The organism is Jiella pacifica (genome assembly GCF_010500815.1).
GTDB lineage: Bacteria > Pseudomonadota > Alphaproteobacteria > Rhizobiales > Rhizobiaceae > Jiella > Jiella pacifica.
The window spans coordinates 16,631-33,175 of the sequence record NZ_JAAAMG010000017.1; the positions used below are offsets into that span (position 1 = coordinate 16,631).

Annotated in this window: 15 protein-coding genes; 9 read left to right on the plus strand and 6 right to left on the minus strand. The window is 65.3% G+C overall.

What is annotated here, in order from left to right; genetic code table 11:
• Positions 1-70: 70 nt before the first annotated feature.
• Positions 71-2,416, plus strand: coding sequence for a xanthine dehydrogenase family protein molybdopterin-binding subunit (locus tag GTK09_RS18535; RefSeq protein WP_163464928.1), 2,346 nt, complete (start codon positions 71-73; stop codon positions 2,414-2,416).
• Between the two features lie 136 nt (positions 2,417-2,552).
• Positions 2,553-3,359, plus strand: a complete 807-nt coding sequence (locus GTK09_RS18540; protein ID WP_163464929.1) for an FAD binding domain-containing protein — start codon at positions 2,553-2,555, stop codon at positions 3,357-3,359.
• A gap of 117 nt (positions 3,360-3,476) precedes the next feature.
• Here the strand turns inward: GTK09_RS18540 and GTK09_RS18545 are convergent, their stop codons facing one another.
• Both GTK09_RS18545 and GTK09_RS18550 read right to left on the minus strand, forming a co-directional pair.
• Positions 3,477-3,953 carry a BA14K family protein gene (locus GTK09_RS18545; RefSeq protein ID WP_163464930.1) on the minus strand — a complete coding sequence of 159 codons (477 nt, stop codon included), beginning with the start codon at positions 3,951-3,953 and terminating at the stop codon, positions 3,477-3,479.
• A gap of 309 nt (positions 3,954-4,262) precedes the next feature.
• Positions 4,263-4,715 carry a BA14K family protein gene (locus tag GTK09_RS18550; protein WP_246217995.1) on the minus strand — a complete coding sequence of 151 codons (453 nt, stop codon included), beginning with the start codon at positions 4,713-4,715 and terminating at the stop codon, positions 4,263-4,265.
• 255 nt (positions 4,716-4,970) lie between these two features.
• On the opposite strand from GTK09_RS18550, the gene GTK09_RS18555 reads away from it, so the two are divergent.
• On the plus strand, positions 4,971-6,218 hold the full coding sequence (locus tag GTK09_RS18555) for a putative DNA modification/repair radical SAM protein (RefSeq protein ID WP_163464931.1): 1,248 nt from the start codon (positions 4,971-4,973) through the stop codon (positions 6,216-6,218).
• 239 nt (positions 6,219-6,457) lie between these two features.
• Here the strand turns inward: GTK09_RS18555 and GTK09_RS18560 are convergent, their stop codons facing one another.
• The 3 genes from GTK09_RS18560 to GTK09_RS18570 all read right to left on the minus strand — a co-directional run bounded on the left by GTK09_RS18560 (position 6,458) and on the right by GTK09_RS18570 (position 9,411).
• Entirely contained in the window at positions 6,458-7,369 is a 912-nt protein-coding gene (locus GTK09_RS18560; RefSeq protein ID WP_163464932.1) for an NAD-dependent epimerase/dehydratase family protein, read from the minus strand.
• A gap of 102 nt (positions 7,370-7,471) precedes the next feature.
• Positions 7,472-8,236: an acetoacetate decarboxylase family protein gene (locus tag GTK09_RS18565; RefSeq protein WP_163464933.1), complete on the minus strand. Its 765-nt coding sequence runs from the start codon at positions 8,234-8,236 to the stop codon at positions 7,472-7,474.
• Between the two features lie 23 nt (positions 8,237-8,259).
• Positions 8,260-9,411 (minus strand): alpha-hydroxy acid oxidase, encoded by a 1,152-nt coding sequence (locus tag GTK09_RS18570; protein WP_203561102.1) that lies wholly within the window; start codon positions 9,409-9,411, stop codon positions 8,260-8,262.
• A 248-nt stretch (positions 9,412-9,659) separates the two neighbouring features.
• On the opposite strand from GTK09_RS18570, the gene GTK09_RS18575 reads away from it, so the two are divergent.
• From GTK09_RS18575 to GTK09_RS18600, 6 genes are all read left to right on the plus strand, one after another.
• The gene (locus GTK09_RS18575) at positions 9,660-10,409 is read left to right on the plus strand and encodes an SDR family NAD(P)-dependent oxidoreductase (RefSeq protein WP_163464934.1); all 750 of its coding nucleotides are present in this window, start codon (positions 9,660-9,662) and stop codon (positions 10,407-10,409) included.
• A 22-nt stretch (positions 10,410-10,431) separates the two neighbouring features.
• Positions 10,432-11,283, plus strand: a complete 852-nt coding sequence (locus GTK09_RS18580; RefSeq protein WP_163464935.1) for a fumarylacetoacetate hydrolase family protein — start codon at positions 10,432-10,434, stop codon at positions 11,281-11,283.
• A 124-nt stretch (positions 11,284-11,407) separates the two neighbouring features.
• A complete protein-coding gene (locus GTK09_RS18585) occupies positions 11,408-12,433 on the plus strand; it encodes a TRAP transporter substrate-binding protein (protein ID WP_163464936.1) in 1,026 nt (341 codons plus the stop codon).
• 21 nt (positions 12,434-12,454) lie between these two features.
• Positions 12,455-13,009 carry a TRAP transporter small permease subunit gene (locus tag GTK09_RS18590; protein ID WP_163464937.1) on the plus strand — a complete coding sequence of 185 codons (555 nt, stop codon included), beginning with the start codon at positions 12,455-12,457 and terminating at the stop codon, positions 13,007-13,009.
• Positions 12,999-14,312 (plus strand): TRAP transporter large permease, encoded by a 1,314-nt coding sequence (locus GTK09_RS18595; protein ID WP_163464938.1) that lies wholly within the window; start codon positions 12,999-13,001, stop codon positions 14,310-14,312. The genes GTK09_RS18590 and GTK09_RS18595 overlap by 11 nt, the downstream gene beginning before the upstream one ends.
• 8 nt (positions 14,313-14,320) lie before the next feature.
• Positions 14,321-15,322 carry a GntR family transcriptional regulator gene (locus GTK09_RS18600; protein WP_163464939.1) on the plus strand — a complete coding sequence of 334 codons (1,002 nt, stop codon included), beginning with the start codon at positions 14,321-14,323 and terminating at the stop codon, positions 15,320-15,322.
• A 105-nt stretch (positions 15,323-15,427) separates the two neighbouring features.
• On the opposite strand, the gene GTK09_RS18605 is transcribed toward GTK09_RS18600, so the two are convergent.
• Positions 15,428-16,507 (minus strand): ABC transporter ATP-binding protein, encoded by a 1,080-nt coding sequence (locus GTK09_RS18605; protein WP_163464940.1) that lies wholly within the window; start codon positions 16,505-16,507, stop codon positions 15,428-15,430.
• Between the last annotated feature and the right edge of the window lie 38 nt (positions 16,508-16,545).

Genomic DNA, 16,545 nt, shown 5'->3' on the forward strand with positions numbered 1-16,545 from the left:
AACGGTTTCATCGATCGCGGGTGCGCCCTGGCGCATGGGAGCCTCGATCGAGCTCAGGGAGGTTTGATTTATGGGCGTTGAGGGTATCGGTGCGAAGGTTCTTCGCAAGGAGGACCGCCGCTTCATCACCGGGCGCGGCCGCTATGTCGACGACATGAGCGTGCCGGGCATGAAATATGCCGCGTTCGTGCGCTCGCCGCATGCACATGCGAAGATCAACGGCATCGACACCAGCGCGGCAGAAGCCATGCCCGGCGTCATCGGCATCCTGAACGGCCAACAGCTGCAGGGCGACGGTATCGGCAATCTGATCTGCGGCTGGGCGGTCAATTCCAAGGACGGCACGCCGATGAAGATGGGCGCCTGGCCGGCGCTGGCGTCGCAGACCGTGCGCTATGTCGGGCAGGCAGTGGCGATCGTCGTCGCCGACACCCAGGCCAAGGCCCGCGACGCGGCCGAGGCGGTGGTGATCGACTACGAGGAGCTGCCCGTCGTCACCAAGGCGGTCGAAGCGCTGAAGGACGGCGCGCCGCAGCTCCATCCCGAGGCCCCCGGCAACCTGATCTTCGACTGGGAGCTCGGCGACAAGGCGGCGACGGACGAGGCCTTCTCCAAGGCCGCCCACGTCACCAAGCTGCACATCCACAACAATCGCCTCGTACCCAACCCGATGGAGCCGCGCGCCGCGCTCGGCCTCTACGATCCGGCCGAGGATCACTATACCTGCTGGACGACGTCGCAGAACCCGCATGTCGCCCGCCTGGTGATGAGCGCCTTCTACAACGTCGCGCCCGAGCACAAGCTGAGGGTCATCGCGCCGGACGTCGGCGGCGGCTTCGGCTCGAAGATCTACATCTATCCCGAAGAGATCGTCTGCCTGTGGGCCTCCAAGCGCACCGGCGTCCCGGTGAAGTGGACGTCCGACCGCACCGAGGCGTTCCTGACGGACGCCCATGGCCGCGATCACGAGACGGACGTCGAACTCGCCCTCGACGCCGACAACAGGATCCTCGGCCTGAAGGTCGAGACGACCGCCAATCTCGGCGCCTACATGTCGCTGTTCTCGTCGTCGGTGCCGACATACCTCTATGCGACGCTGCTTTCGGGCCAGTACGACATCCCGGCGATCCACGCCAACGTCAAGGCGGTCTACACCAACACGGTGCCGGTCGACGCCTATCGCGGCGCCGGGCGGCCGGAGGCGACCTACGTCATCGAGCGGACGATGGAGACGGCGGCGCGCGAGCTGGGCATTTCGCCGGCCGAGTTCCGCCGCAAGAACTTCATCCGTTCGTTTCCGCACCAGACCCCGGTGATCATGAACTACGATGCCGGCGATTTCGAAGCCTGCCTGAATGCCGGCATGGAAGCCGCCGACGTCAGCGGCTTCGAGGGTCGGCGCGCGGAGGCGAAATCCCGCGGCAAGCTGCGCGGCCTCGGCATGAGCTGCTACATCGAGGCCTGCGGCATCGCGCCGTCGAAGGCTGTCGGCTCCCTCGGCGCCGGCGTCGGCCTGTGGGAATCGGCGGAAGTCAGGGTCAATCCGGTCGGTACGATCGAGATCCTCACCGGCTCGCACAGCCACGGCCAGGGCCACGAAACGACCTTCGCCCAGCTCGTCGCCGAACGCTTCGGCCTGCCTGTCGACAACGTCCAGGTCATCCATGGCGACACCGACAAGGTGCAGTTCGGCATGGGCACCTACGGCTCGCGCTCCGGCGCCGTCGGCATGTCGGCGATCCACAAGGCCTTGGACAAAGTCGAGGCGAAGGCCAAGAAGATCGCCGCCCACGTGCTCGAGGCCGACGAAGGCGACATCGTCATCGAGAACGGCGAGGTGAAGGTCGCCGGAACCGACAAGAAGCTCGGCTGGCACGAGGTCTGCCTCGGCGCCTATACCGGCCACAATCTGCCGGACGGCATGGAGCCGGGGCTGAAGGAGGGGGCGTTCTACGACCCGACCAACTTCACCTTCCCGGCCGGCTGCTACATCTGCGAGGTCGAGGTCGATCCCGAAACCGGGACCACCGAGATCATCCAGTTCGTCGCCGCCGACGATTTCGGCCGGGTGATCAATCCGATGATCGTCGAGGGCCAGGTTCATGGCGGGCTTGCCCAGGGCATCGGCCAGGCCATTCTGGAGAGCACCCATTACGACGACAGCGGCCAGCTGACGACGGCGTCCTACATGGACTATGCCATGCCGCGGGCCTGGGACCTGCCGAACTTCAAGGTGTCCACCACCGAGACCCTCTGCCCGGGCAACCCGCTCGGCATGAAGGGCTGCGGCGAGGCCGGCGCCATCGGCTCGCCGCCGGCGGTGATCAACGCCATCACCGACGCGATCGGCAACAACGACCTGACCATGCCGGCAACGCCCGAAAAGGTCTGGAAGGCACTGAACGCCGTCCGCTAGGCCTGACGATGACGATCGGCCGTGTCCTTCGGGGCGCGGCCGGCGGTGCCGGTTCGTCCGGCTCGACATTTTCGACGATCGCGCCGCGCGGCTGGCGAAGGACCGCTAGCCCGGCGCCCGAGGGAGAAGAGAACCCATGTACGAGACAAGCTACCACCGCCCGTCCTCGCTGGCAGAGGCAACGCAGCTCGCCGCGGAAAAGGGCGACGAGGCGAAATATCTGTCGGGCGGCATGACGCTGATCCCGACCATGAAGCAGCGGCTGGCCGCGCCCGAGGCGCTGATCGACCTGCGCCATGTCGGCGAACTCAAGGGCATTTCGGTGAATGGCCGGTCGATCCGCATCGGCGGCGGTACCACCCATGCCGAGGTGGCGACGAATGAAGAGATCAAGTCCGTCTGCCCCGGCTTCGCGGCGCTTGCCGGGCTGATCGGCGACCCGGCGGTGCGCCACATGGGAACGGTCGGCGGTTCGGTCGCCAATTTCGATCCGGCGGCCGACTATCCGGCGGCGCTTTTGGCGCTCGGCGGGACGATCCATACCGACAAGCGGGAGATCCCGGCCGACGAGTTCTTCCAGGGTTTGTTCGAGACGGCGCTGGACGAGGGCGAGATCGTCACCGCTGTCTCCTTCGATGCGCCGGACCAGTGCGCCTATGAGAAGTTCCGCAATCCGGCCTCGCGCTACGCCATGTGCGGCGTCTTCGTCGCCAAGCGCGCCGACGGCGTGAAGGTCGGCGTCACCGGGGCTGGCGCCAGCGGAGCCTTCCGCTGGAGCGACGGCGAACAGGCGCTGTCGGGCAATTTTGCGCCCGAAGCCGTCGATGGACTGACCGTGCCGGAAGGCGACATGGTTTCCGACATCCACGGCTCGTCGGCCTATCGGGCGAACCTCGTGAAAGTCGTCACCAAGCGGGCGGTGAAGAAGGCGCACAGCCACTGAGGCCTTGCTTCGGCGCGCGATTGTCGGCCGACCGCGGTCGAAAAAACCTGCATCAAATGACGAAGGCCGGTGGAGCGATCCACCGGCCTTCGCAGTTCGAGACGCTGCCTCTGTCCGTCAGAGATTGCAGCGGTGACGGTAGCCGTCATAGCCGAGGAACGTGTCCGTCCTCGGGTCGTAGGACTTGTAGTGCTCGGCGCAGACCGTGGCGTGGTTGCCGTAATAGACCGAGCGCGGTTCGACCCGGTAGGCCCGCCGGACCGGATAGACCCGCTCTACCGGCACCGGTCGATCGTAATAGGCCGGCTCGTCATAGCCGGGGGAGGCAAGGGCGCTGCCGACGATCGCGCCGAGAGCGAGGCCGCCGATTCCGGCCGCCACGGCCGCGCCATTGTCATGATGATGCCAACCGCCACGATAGTGATCGTGGCGATAACCGCCGCCGTGGTACCAGCCGCCGCCATGGTTCCAGCCACCACCATGGTGGTATCCGCCACCATGGCGCCATGGATCGGCGCTTGCCGCCGACGTTCCAGCGCTCACGGCGCCAGCTGCAATGACGGCTGCAAGAGCCGCGGAAACGAATCTGTTCATGGTCATTCTCCGATCGCTCCGGGCCGAGCGGCCGAAATCCCTGTTCGGGAATGGTCGAGGGAGCCCGTCTGTCCCTTCGTCAGGCTATCGCCCTTGATGGGCTGTTGGCCTGGCTGTCCGATCAAACTCTTCTGCCCCCGTCTGGTTGCGCCAGGGGGCGGTCACGTTTGCGATAATCCGTTGCTTGATGATGCGTCTGAATGCGTCAACCGACCTCCGCATCGGGGCGGCGGTCGGAACATGTGAAAAGAGGCCCGGCGGACCGACCGCCAAGCCTCTTCGATGTCTCGGCAGCGCAAGGCTGGACGATCAGTACTTGCAGCGGTGACGATAGCCGTCATAGCCGAGGAAGGTGTCCGTCCGCCTGTCATAGGATCGGTAGCGGGCCTCGCAGCGCGCGATGTGTCCGCCGCCATAGCCGCGATTCGGATAGACCCGCTGAACCGGGACCGGGCCACCGCGGTCGGCGAGCGCACCGCCGACGATCGCACCGATCGCAAGACCCGCAATGCCAGCCCCGATCGCCGCGCCGTTATCGTGATGACGCCGGCCGTAGTAGCGGCCGCCGCGATAATAGCGACCCCCGCGATAGTGACGCCCGCCGCGAAAATGGCGCGGGCCGTTCCAGCGGTGGCCACGATTCCAGTGATGGCCACCATTGTGGCTCCGCCACAGCGGATCGGCGCTGGCACTGACGGTGGTGGTGCTGAGGGTGCCGAGCGCCAGAACGGCCGCCAAGGCCATCGATATGAGTTTACGCATGAGATGCTCCTAGTCGAAGGGCGTGTCGCAATGTCAAACTTTCCAAGAACGAGATCGACACCCTGCAAGCTCTCGCCGTCGGATCGTCCCCGTGACGAATATAACGCGCCGTTATGGCTTTTGGTTCATCGTCCAATCAAAACAGATTGAGAATCCGCAACTTAGCGGGCCGGGACAGGTGGCGCGACAAAAGGTAACGGGAGAAATCAGCTTCTGCGGCTGGCGCGAACGTTCCGTGAACGTTATGTGGACCGGATGCCCACGCTCGATCTCCGCACCAAGCTCGCCGTCCTGTCCGACGCCGCGAAATACGACGCCTCCTGCGCTTCCAGCGGGGCGGCGGGGCGCAATTCCGTCAAATCGAAGGGCATCGGCTCGACGGAGGGCTCCGGCATCTGCCATGCCTATGCACCGGACGGGCGCTGCATCTCGCTTCTCAAGATCCTCCTGACCAATTTCTGCATCTACGACTGCGTTTACTGCATCAACCGCTCTTCCTCGAACGTCGGCCGAGCACGGTTCTCGGTCGAGGAGGTCGTGGCGCTGACCATGAACTTCTACCGCCGCAACTACATCGAAGGGCTGTTCCTCTCCTCGGGCATCATCCGCAGCTCGGACTATACGATGGAGGAAATGGTGCGGGTGGCGAGGAAGCTGCGGCTGGAGGAGAACTTCTCCGGATACATCCATCTGAAGACCATTCCCGACGCTTCGCCGGCGCTGCTGGAGGAGGCGGGGCGCTTCGCCGACCGGCTGTCGGTCAACATCGAACTGCCGACCGACGCGACGCTTTCGGCTCTCGCGCCGGAGAAGGACGCGCGCGACATCCGCCGTGCGATGGGCCATCTGAGGGCGAAGATCGAGGAACACAGGGGCGAGAAGCGCGACCGGACGAAGCCGGAGCGATTTTCCGCCGGCGGCCAGTCGACCCAGATGATCGTCGGCGCCGATGCCTCGAACGACGACGACGTCCTCACCCGCTCGGAAAACCTCTACGGCAACTACCGTCTCAGCCGGGTCTATTATTCGGCCTTTTCGCCGATCCCGGATTCCTCAAGCCGCCTGCCGCTCGCCAAGCCGCCGCTGATGCGCGAGCACCGCCTCTACCAGGCCGACTGGCTGATGCGCTTCTATGGCTTCCAGCGCGCCGAGATCGTCTCCGGCGGAGAGGGCGGCATGCTCGACCTGTCGCTCGATCCGAAGCTCGCCTGGGCGCTGAAGAACCGCGCGAGCTTTCCCGTCGACGTCAACCGCGCCGAGCGCGAGATGCTGCTGCGCGTACCCGGCCTCGGCACGAGGGCGGTGAAGCGCATCCTTTCGACTCGCCGGCACCGGACGCTGCGGCTGGCCGACCTCGCCCGCCTCTGCCAGTCGATCGACAAGGTCCGCCCCTTCGTCGTCGCGCTCGACTGGTCGCCCGGCGGGCTGACCGACGGGGAGGGGCTGAAGCAGAGCCTCGCGCCGAAGGCAAAGCGCCAGGGACGCCAGCTGGAGCTTTTCTGAAGGAGGAGGGAGGGTTCGCCTGGAATCAACCCAGGGACGGTTTCGATTCCCCGGATGAACGGGGCCGAGCTTGCCGGGGCAACGCGCGCCCTGTCTGCGGACCTCCCGATCCTGTTGGCCCCCCGGCTATGCCGAGCTTCCCTCGGGCCAGCAACTGGATCTGCCGAGATTGGGAAGGCCTTACCAGCAGGACCAGTCGGAAACCGAAATCCAGAAAGTCGTTGCGGGCGCGGCTGAGGTTAAAGCGGATGTTTGGCCATTTCCGCCCTCAGCGCGGCGGAAAGAGGCTGGAGTCGGAAGCCGAGAGCCTTTTCGGCAAGAGCGCCCGAGACGTGGTCGACGAAGAGTGGCGGCACAGGCGAATCGCTGAAGGTGAAGCGCGCGCGCGGGTTGAGCTTCGCTATTTCGTCGGCGAGCACCCGTGCAGCGACGCGATAGCCGCCTGAATTCAGAACCGGCGGCAGCGTGGCCGGGCTGCGGACCGCAAGTGCGAGAAGGCGGGCGGCATCTCCGGCCGAGATGAGGCTCAACGGATCGTCCGGGGCAAGCGGGGCCTCGATCGCATCTTCGCGGGCTGGATCGAGCATATGCGAAGTCCAGGCCGTGAAGCCGTGGCGGCGACCGGGGCCGAAGACGATGCTGAGGCGCACGCCGCAGGTCTCGACCGCGCCCTCCGCGCGTATGCGCAGGGCGATAAAGTCGTTGAAGGCCTTCATCGCGCCATAGGTCGTGCCGTGTTCTTCGAGCGGGCAGGAATCGGCTTCGGTTATCGCGCGATCGCCATAGCCGGACTGGTCGGGGCCGTAGGCGGCGATCGAGCTCGAATAGACGACGCGGCCGACCCCCGAGCTGCGCGCGGCATCGAGAACGTGAAGATGACCGTTGACGTTGATCCGCGTCGAGCGGTCGAGATCGGCCTCGATGGCGTCGCCGGTGACATAGGCAAGGTTCACGATCACGTTTGGCCGCGTCTCGGCGACCAGCGAGGCCACGGCCTCGCGGTCGCCCACATCGATCGCGTGAAGGGATGGGGACACCGGATCGCGAGCCGCGGCGACATCGGCGCCGACGACCGCAATCTCAGCCTCCGTGAGGACCTCGACGAGCCGGCGGCCAACGAAGCCCCCCGCGCCGAACACCAGAACCTTCATCCGCCGTCGTCCTCTTCGTGCATTGGCGCGCGATCCATCGAGCCAAGGAACCGGAGCGTCGTTCGCGTCTCCAAATTGGACGCAGGACGCTCCACCGTTCGATCAGGGCGTCAGACGCTTCAAGAGGCGGCGATCCTCGAGCTCGAAGCCGCCGGCATAGACCCGCGATGCCATGAAATGGGCGCCGAGGACCTCGGGCTCGAGGTCTGCGATCGGGTCGAATTCCGACGGGTAGAGCTTGAGGTCGACCTTGCCGGCGAGCGGAGCGGAGTATTCGAGCGGCGTTAGACGGTAGACGACGTCCTCATAGGCCGGCTCGGGGCGCTCGGGATGGGGCAGGCGGCGCACGTGGATTTCGCCGCCCGGCTGCTCGTCGCCGTCGACGAGACGCACGATGGGAGCCGAATCATCCGGCTTGAAGGTGAATTCGGCGAGCTGGAAGCCGCGGCGATTGACCCAGCCGCGGGTTGCGCCGAAGGCGTCCTCGTCGAACTGGTAGGTGCAATCCTTCTTGGTGTAGCCGAACAGCTCGCGCCCGGCGACCATGCCGATCGGATCGCTGCAATACATGTAGATATGGGTCTGGGTGAACAGATCCTGATAACGCACCGCGACGGTGATCATCAGGTCGAACATCGCGCCCTTGTGCACCGAGAGCGTGTGGCCGGGCGACAGCATGAAGCGAAAGGCGACGCGATCGTTGATGCGCTCGAAACCGCTTCCCTCGAGCATGGCATCGATCTTTGCCGGGTCGACACGAGTCACCACCTCGACGGTGCGCAGCGTGCAGTCCCATTCGAGCGGATAGGCCGGGGAATGGTGGGGGTTCACCCCGCTCTTGGGGTAAAGCTTGAAATTGCCGAACATAGCGTTCCTCCTTCTTCGACGTCTCAGTTTCGCGGCACGAGCGTGTCGCGGGTGATCTCCTCGACCTTGCGCACGCCGCACAAGGCCATGGTGAGATCGAGCTCTTTCCTGATGATGCTGAGGCAGCGCGCGACGCCATCCTCGCCGAGGGCGCCGAGACCGTACATGTAGGCCCGGCCGATATGCGCCGCCTTGGCACCGAGCGCGAGCGCCCGGAAGACATCCTGGCCGGAGCGCACGCCGCTGTCGAAATGGACCTCCGTCTCATTGCCCACGGCGTCGACGATGGCGGGCAGAGCGTGGATGCTGGCGGGCGCTCCGTCGAGTTGGCGGCCACCATGGTTGGAGACGACGATGGCATCGGCGCCGGCAGACACGGCATGGCGCGCGTCCTCGGGGTCCATGATGCCCTTGAGGATCAGCTTGCCGCCCCAGCGCGCCTTCACCCAATCGACGGCCGCCCAGTCGAGCGTCTGGTCGAACTGCTCGCTGACCCAGAGCGCCATCGAGCTGGTGTCGTCGATATCCGGCGCATGGCCGACGATGTTGCCGAAGCTGCGCCGTTTGGTGCGCAGCATGCCCCAGCACCAGCGCGGTTTGGTCATGAGGTTGGCGAGATTGGCGAGGGTCAGCTTGGGCGGGGTCGACAGGCCGTTCTTGATGTCCTTGTGGCGTTGTCCCTGGACCTGCAGGTCGAGGGTAAGGACGAGCGCCGAGCACCCGGCCGCCTTGGCGCGATCGATCAGATCGCCCATGAAGGTGCGGTCCTTCATCATGTAGAGCTGGAACCAGAAGGGGCGCTTGGTCGCCGCCGCCACATCTTCGATGGAACACACGCTCATCGTCGACATGGTGAAGGGAACGCCGAACGCCGCGGCGGCCCGGGCGGCGAGAATCTCTCCGTCGGCGCATTGCATTCCGGCAAGCCCAGCCGGGGCGAGGGCCAGCGGCATGGCGACGGGTTCACCCAGCAGCGTGGTTTCGCTCGATCGCCCCTCGATGTTGACCGCGACGCGCTGCCTGAAATTCCACTCCGCCATGTCGCGGGAGTTCGCCCGATAGGTCGCCTCGCTCCAGGAGCCGCAATCGACATAGTCGTAGAACATGCGCGGTACGCGGCGGCGCGCCAGGATCCTCAAGTCCTCAACCGCTGTGACGGTTCGGTCGATATTCATGGGCAGTCATCGCCAGTTCTGCATTTCGAATGTCTTTTGGATCTAAAGTACGTTTTGGCGCACTGTCAAGCGACGGCAAAACCGAGACCACAACCTGTCTGTTAGGAATGCCCTTAGCCTCATCTCCGGTAGGCACTGTAGGGCTCCACACCATCGAAAAAGGATGGACTTGACGGCGCCGCCGCCAGCGTACAGGATATGCAAAATACATTATTGCCGCAGGGTGGATGCGGCGACGGGAGGAGAGGATGCAGCTGCAGGGCGATCCAGCCATAGCGGTCGTCACCGGCGGGGGCGGCGATCTCGGCCGCGCCACTGCGCTTCGGTTTGCGGCAGGCGGCATCGCGGTGGCGCTGCTCGACACGAGCCTCGACGCGGCTCGGCGGACGCTGGCCGAGATCGAGGCGAATGGCGGGCGCGGCCTCGCCCTGGCGGTCGACGTGACCCGCGCCGAAACGCTCGCGGCCGCGATCGACACGGTCGAGAGCGCCCTTGGAAAAGTGACGATCCTGGTCAGCAGCGCCGGCATCGAAGGCGCCGTCGAGCCGATCGGCACCTATCCGGAGGACACGTTCGATCGCGTCATGGCGGTCAACGTCAAAGGCGTCTTCCTCGCCATGCAGGCCGTCCTGCCGCGGATGATCGCCCGCGGCGGCGGCAGCGTCGTCAATGTCGCCTCCACCTCGGCGATCCGCGGGCGCGGCGGGCTCGCCGGCTATGTCGCGAGCAAGCACGCCGTCCTCGGCCTGACGAAGGTTGCCGCGCTCGACGTCGGTGGGAGCGGCGTGCGCGTGAACGCGGTGCTTCCTGGGCCGATCGCGGGGCGGATGATCGAGAGTATCGAGCGCCGGAGCGAGGGCGGCGTGCGACGGGCAAACCCTGCCGCGCTCGCGCGTCCCGAGGATATCGCATCGACGATCGCCTTCCTGGCGTCGCCCGAGGCACGTCACGTCAACGGCGCCGCCTTCGTCGTCGATGGCGGCTCCACGCTGATTTGATGAACGAACGAGGACTTTTGCGATGAAACTCTTGCGATTCGGCGAGCCCGGCAAGGAAAAGGTCGGCGCGATCGACGCCGATGGCGCGGTCCGGGACCTTTCGGGAAAGGTCCATGCTCTCGATTCCGCGAAGTTCGAGGGCGGGCTCCTCGACGAACTTGCAGGTCTCGACCTGGCCGAGTTCCCCGTGGTTACGGCGCCCGGTCGGCTCGGCGTGCCCTGGGAGGGGATCTCCAAATATATCTGCATCGGGCTCAACTATTCCGACCATGCCGCCGAGGCCGGGATGCCGCTTCCGCAGCGGCCTATCGTGTTCCTGAAGGCGCCGTCGGCGATCTGCGGCCCCAATGACGACACCCTGCAGCCTGTCGGCTCGACGAAACTCGACTGGGAGGTCGAACTCGGCGTGGTGATCGGCCGCACGGCCCGCAACGTCTCCGAGGAGCGGGCTGCGGACTTCATCGCCGGCTACTGCGTCCTCAACGACGTTTCCGAGCGTGCCTTCCAGATGGAGACGACGCAGTGGGCGAAGGGCAAGGGTTGCGACACCTTCGGCCCGATCGGCCCCTGGCTGGTGACGCCGGACGAGATCGTCGATCCGGGGAAGCTGGACCTGTGGCTCGACGTCAACGGCGTGCGGATGCAGACCGGCAATACCGACAAGATGGTCTTCCCCGTTGCCGCGCTCATCGCCGATCTCAGCCGCTGCATGACGCTGCTGCCCGGCGACGTGATCGCCACCGGCACCCCGCCCGGCGTCGGGATGGGCATCAAGCCCGAGCCCGTCTGGCTGAAGCCCGGCGACGTCGTCGAACTCGGCATCGCTGGGCTCGGGCAGCAACGGCAGACCGTGGTGGCGACCCCGCCCATGTGATGGGCTCATGTGAGGGAGTCGGGCACCGGCAGGAGCGGGGCCTCGCCACTTGCGGTTCCAACGAAATGCAACGGCCGCCGGGAGCGACATGGCGGTCGCAATCTGACCAAGAGGAGGAAACGAAATGACGAAAGCCTTGAGGACCATCGCGGCCGCCGCACTGATCGCCGCCGCTCCGCTCGCGGGACCTGCCGTGGCGCAGGACTACAACTGGTCGATCCAGAGCCTGTGGCAGGCCGGCACCGCCACGCAGCAGAGCTTCGAGCGCTTTGCCGAGGACGTCGCCAAACGGACCGACGGCCAGATCAAGATCCGCGCCCTGCCGGCCGACGCGGTCGTCGGAACTGCCGAGACCCTCGAAGCGGTGCAGATGGGCGTCCTCGACGGCGAACACAACGCGCCAGCCTACTGGACCGGCCGCGAGCCCGGCTTCGCGATCCTCGGCGGTCTCGTCGGCGCCTACCAGACGACCCAGCAGCTCCTCGATTATCACTACGACAATGGTGGCCTGGAGCTCCTTCAGGAGGCCTACGAGCCGTTCGGTCTCTATCCGATCGGCGTTACCACCTGGGGCGCGGAATCGCTGCCTCTGCTCAAGCCCGTCGAGCATCCGAGCGACTTCAAGGGCATGAAGCTCAGGATGTCGAAGGGCATGTTCTCGGACGTCTTCGCGAGCTTCGGCGCGGTTCCGATCGAGATGGCGGGCACCGAAGTCTACAGCGCGCTCGACAAGGGCGTGGTCGACGGCGCCGACTGGGGCACGCTGTCGATGAACGAGGAACTCGGCTTCCACGACATCGCGAAATACGCGATCTATCCGAGCGTCCATTCGATGTCGATCGCCGACGTCGCGATCCGCAAGGAAGTCTGGGATGGGCTCACGCCCGAACTGCAGAAGACGCTGAAGGAGGCGGTGCGCGCCTTCGCCGACGACATGGCCGAGACCATGGCAAAGAAGGACGCCGAAGCTGCCGAGAAGCTGCGGGCGGAGGGCGTCACCCTCATCGACTGGAGCGACGAGGACAAGAAGGCGTTCCGCGCCGCGGCCATCGACGTCTGGAAGGCTTACGCCACGCGCAGCCCGTTCGCCCAGAAGGCTCTCGATAGCCAGCTCGCCTACATGAAGAAGATCGGCCTGATCGACGAGTAATCTTCGCGAGGCAATCCCTCGTTGGCCCGTTCGCTTCGGCGAGCCGGCCTTTCGAACCTCGAACTCGCATCATCCAAGGTCGCCGCGGTGGAATATATCAGCCTCTTCAACCGAAAGCTCGGCGAGTACGGCTCCATAGCCGCTTACTTCGCAGTCTTCGTCATCACGGTTTACGATGTCGCGATGCGATATTTCTTCCAGGCGCCTACGGTCTGGGGGCTGGAACTCGTCATCGCGATCGCCGCCGTGCACTACGTTCTCGCCGGCGCATATGTCCTCGGCGAGGACAAGCATGTGCGGATCGACGTGATCTACCAGACGCTGCCCCAGAGGGCGCAGATGGTTCTCGACGTCGTGGCCATCGTGCTGTCGATGATCTTTCTCGCCGTCGTCGCCTACTACGGCGCCAAGCAGGCGCTTCCGGCCATCCGCAGCGGTGAGACGTCGGGTGGCGGATGGAACTCCCACGCTCCGATGATCATGAAGGCGGCGATCCCCTGCGGCGCCACGTTGATGATCCTCGAATGTATCAGCCGCCTGAAACTCGCCGTCGGGAGGCTTTCCCATGAGTGGTGAGTGGCTGAGCCTTCTGACGCTGGGCCTTCTCCTCGTCCTGCTCGTCACCGGCATGCCGCTCGCGTTTGCGACCGGTCTGACCGCCGTCATCCTGACGCTCTCGACCTTCGGGCCGAACGCGCTCTACCTCATTCCGAGCCGGATGCTGACGCTGATGGGCAATTACGCCCTGATCGCCGTGCCGATGTTCGTGCTGATGGGCTGCCTTCTCGAAAAGGCCGGCATCGTCGAGCGCCTGTTCCATGCCCTGCATGTCTGGTCGGGGAGGCTTCGGGGCGGTCTCGCCGTCGGCACGCTTCTGACCTCGACCATCCTCGCGGCGATGGTCGGCATCATCGGCGCCGAGATCGTCGTCCTCGGCCTCGTCTGCCTGCCGGCGATGCTGGCGCGCAAATACGACCGCGGGCTCGCGCTCGGCGTCATCTGCAGCGGCGGTTCGCTCGGCACGCTGTTGCCGCCGAGCATCGTCCTGATCGTCTACGGGCTGGTGGCGCAGGTCTCGATCGGCGAGCTCTTCCTCGCCGCGGTGCTGCCTGGGCTGCTGCTTGCCGGTCTCTACATCGCTTATGTGGTGGTGATCTGCTACCTCCATCCCGAGAAGGGTCCGCTCGCCGATGCGGCCGATCTCGACATGCCGATCGGCGAAAAGGTCGCCCTCGGCAGGGCGCTGATCCTGCCACTTCTCCTCATCGGCGTGGTGCTCGGCTCGCTCTACACCGGGATCGCGACGCCGACGGAGACGGCCGGCATCGGCGTTCTCGGTGCGCTTATCCTGGTCTTCGTCAACGGCAAGTTTTCGTTCGGCATGATGGGCGACGTCCTCAAGCAGACGGGCAGCACGGTCGCGATGCTGACCTGGGTGTTCTTCGGCGCATCGGCGCTCGTCGGCATCTACACGCTCGGGGGAGGGACCTCGTTCCTTCAGGGAATGATCACCGACCTTCCGCTGCCGCCGCTCGGCATCGTCGTGGTGATGATGCTGATCCTGATCGTTCTTGGCGCCTTCATCGACTGGATCGGCATCACCTTGCTCACCATGCCGATCTTCGTTCCGATCATCAGGGAGCTGGGCTACGATCCGATCTGGTTCGGCATCTTGTTCACGATGAACATGCAGATCTCCTATCTGACGCCGCCCTTCGGCCCGGCAGCCTTCTATCTGAAGGCCGTGGCGCCGCCGGATGTGACGCTTGGGGAAATCTTCCGATCGGTCGTTCCATTCGTGCTGCTTCAGGTCCTGGGCCTTGCCATCGTGCTGTTGTTCCCTCAGCTGACCCAGTTCCTGCCAGCGATGATGGGCTGATCGGGTTCATGACGGAAAGAACCGCAACCTTCCGAGGTCAAGCAAGGGGTCGTTCGCTCAGCCAGCGGATCTACACGCTGCTGAAGACGATGATCGAGAACGGCCGCATCAAGGGCGGCGAACGATTGATGGAGACACAGGTCGCCAAGGCTTTCTCCGTCAGCCGCTCGCCGGCACGTGCCGCGCTGATGGACCTCTGCCATGACGGGCTTCTGGAGGAGATCGAGGGCGGCCAAGGCTACACCATCGTCAGTGCCATGGCGTCCCCGCGGCCGGGCGAGCCCGCCGGGCTCGACAGCCTGCCCCTCGACACCACGCGCCAATGGGAGCGCATGTATACCGAGCTCGAGAAGGAGATCGCGATGCGCGTCCTCTTCGGCTCGGTGCGGATCAACGAGCAGACGCTGGGGGAGCATTTCGGTGTCAGCCGCACGGTCACGCGCGATGTCCTGGCGCGAATGAGCGGCGTCGGCCTCGTCGGGAAGGACCGTGCCGGTCATTGGCACGCCCACGAAGTGACGCCCGAGCGGATCGGCTATCTCTACGAGTTGCGCTGGATCCTCGAGCCGCAGGCTCTGCTGCAGGCCTACCCGCTGATGCCGACCGGGGAGATCGACCGCGCCCATGAGCATACGGTCGATGTCCTGAGCCGTTCACCGATTGCCAGCGCCGAGTTCGACCGGGTGGAGGTCTATCTCCATGGGACGCTGCTCTCCTTCTGTCCGAACTCCGAGATTCTCGCGGCCTTGCAGCGCACACAGGTCCTCTTCGTGCCGACCCGCTATCTCACCGACCCGCTCCTGGCGATCCCGATGGAGCTGATCGAGGACGCGCTGAAAGAGCATCTGCACATCCTGCAATGCCTCCTCGAAGGGCAACCGGAGAAGGCCGCGCAATATCTCGTGGACCACCTGAAGGTCGCGCAGGGGCGCTGGCTGCAGCGTTTCGAGATCGCCGCCAAGGCCGCACACTCGAAGATGCCGAGCTATCTGAGTATTTCTCGGGCCTGACCGTCATTCGCCTGAACGGGAAGTGTGCTGGAGCAAACCCGCCATTCCTCTCCAGACCTTCCTCTCCGCGGAAAACCGGGATTGTGGGAGTTCGCAACCGGATATCTAAACCAGGCGCTCTCCGCTCGACTTGTCGAACAGGTGGAAATCGCGAGGATCGGCGGTGAGATGGATGAGGTCTCCCTCGCGCACACCCGGCCGTCCGCGGAAGGTCGCGACGGCGGGTGTCGAGCCGATCCGACCGTGCATCTGCAGCTCTGCGCCCGTCGGCTCGACCAGGTCGACATGAAACGGGAAGCGTGCGGACCCGTCGCCGTCCGAGGCGAGTTCGAGATGCTCGGGTCTGACACCGAAGACGACCTTCGTACCCGCCGTGGCAGCGCTTCGAACCGGCAGCGGGACGACGAGGTCATCGATCCGGACCACGCTCTTGCCGCCCGAGGTTTCGAGCGTCGCGTCGAACATGTTCATCGCGGGGGAACCGATGAAGGAGGCGACGAAGACATTCGCCGGACGATCGTAGACGTCGAGCGGCGCTCCCACCTGCTCAATGCGCCCGGCGTTGAGCACCACCACCTTGTCGGACATGGTCATCGCCTCGATCTGGTCGTGGGTCACGTAGATCAGGGTCGTTCCGAGACGTTTTTGCAGCGTGCGGATTTCGCTGCGCATCTGGACGCGCAGCTTGGCGTCGAGATTGGAGAGCGGCTCGTCGAATAGGAAGACCTGGGGCTGCCGGACGATCGCGCGGCCCATCGCGACGCGCTGGCGTTGGCCGCCCGATAGCTCCTTGGGATAGCGGCCGAGATACGGCGCCAGGCCGAGCAGGTCGGCGGCCTGGCGAACGGCGGGCGCGATGTCGGCCTTCGCCACGTTTCTGAGGCGCAGGCTGAAACCCATGTTCTCGGCCACGGTCAGATGCGGATAGAGCGCGTAGTTCTGAAAGACCATGGCGATGTCCCGGTCCTTCGGCGCGACGGCATTGATGACCCGTCCGTCGAGCGAGATCTCGCCGCCGGTGATCGGCTCGAGCCCGGCGATCATCCGCAACAGGGTGGATTTGCCGCAGCCCGACGCGCCGATCAGCGAGACGAATTCGCCTTCGGCAATCGACAGGTCGACGTCGTGGATGACCTCGACCTTGCCATAGGCCTTTTTGAGGCGACTGATTTCGACGGTGGCCATCGGCGCCCTCCGGGGTAGTGGGTGGTTGCAGCTATCCG

What these genes read in the sequence shown, in the direction of transcription:
- GTK09_RS18580 (WP_163464935.1), top strand. Translation starts at nt 10,432, where the DNA reads ATGAAACTCTTGCGATTCGGCGAGCCCGGCAAGGAAAAGGTCGGCGCG.
- GTK09_RS18535 (WP_163464928.1), top strand. Translation starts at nt 71, where the DNA reads ATGGGCGTTGAGGGTATCGGTGCGAAGGTTCTTCGCAAGGAGGACCGC.
- GTK09_RS18595 (WP_163464938.1), top strand. Translation starts at nt 12,999, where the DNA reads ATGAGTGGTGAGTGGCTGAGCCTTCTGACGCTGGGCCTTCTCCTCGTC.
- GTK09_RS18555 (WP_163464931.1), top strand. Translation starts at nt 4,971, where the DNA reads ATGCCCACGCTCGATCTCCGCACCAAGCTCGCCGTCCTGTCCGACGCC.
- GTK09_RS18600 (WP_163464939.1), top strand. Translation starts at nt 14,321, where the DNA reads ATGACGGAAAGAACCGCAACCTTCCGAGGTCAAGCAAGGGGTCGTTCG.
- GTK09_RS18585 (WP_163464936.1), top strand. Translation starts at nt 11,408, where the DNA reads ATGACGAAAGCCTTGAGGACCATCGCGGCCGCCGCACTGATCGCCGCC.
- GTK09_RS18540 (WP_163464929.1), top strand. Translation starts at nt 2,553, where the DNA reads ATGTACGAGACAAGCTACCACCGCCCGTCCTCGCTGGCAGAGGCAACG.
- GTK09_RS18575 (WP_163464934.1), top strand. Translation starts at nt 9,660, where the DNA reads ATGCAGCTGCAGGGCGATCCAGCCATAGCGGTCGTCACCGGCGGGGGC.
- GTK09_RS18605 (WP_163464940.1), bottom strand. Translation starts at nt 16,507, where the DNA reads ATGGCCACCGTCGAAATCAGTCGCCTCAAAAAGGCCTATGGCAAGGTC.
- GTK09_RS18560 (WP_163464932.1), bottom strand. Translation starts at nt 7,369, where the DNA reads ATGAAGGTTCTGGTGTTCGGCGCGGGGGGCTTCGTTGGCCGCCGGCTC.
- GTK09_RS18545 (WP_163464930.1), bottom strand. Translation starts at nt 3,953, where the DNA reads ATGAACAGATTCGTTTCCGCGGCTCTTGCAGCCGTCATTGCAGCTGGC.
- GTK09_RS18565 (WP_163464933.1), bottom strand. Translation starts at nt 8,236, where the DNA reads ATGTTCGGCAATTTCAAGCTTTACCCCAAGAGCGGGGTGAACCCCCAC.
- GTK09_RS18570 (WP_203561102.1), bottom strand. Translation starts at nt 9,411, where the DNA reads ATGAATATCGACCGAACCGTCACAGCGGTTGAGGACTTGAGGATCCTG.
- GTK09_RS18550 (WP_246217995.1), bottom strand. Translation starts at nt 4,715, where the DNA reads ATGCGTAAACTCATATCGATGGCCTTGGCGGCCGTTCTGGCGCTCGGC.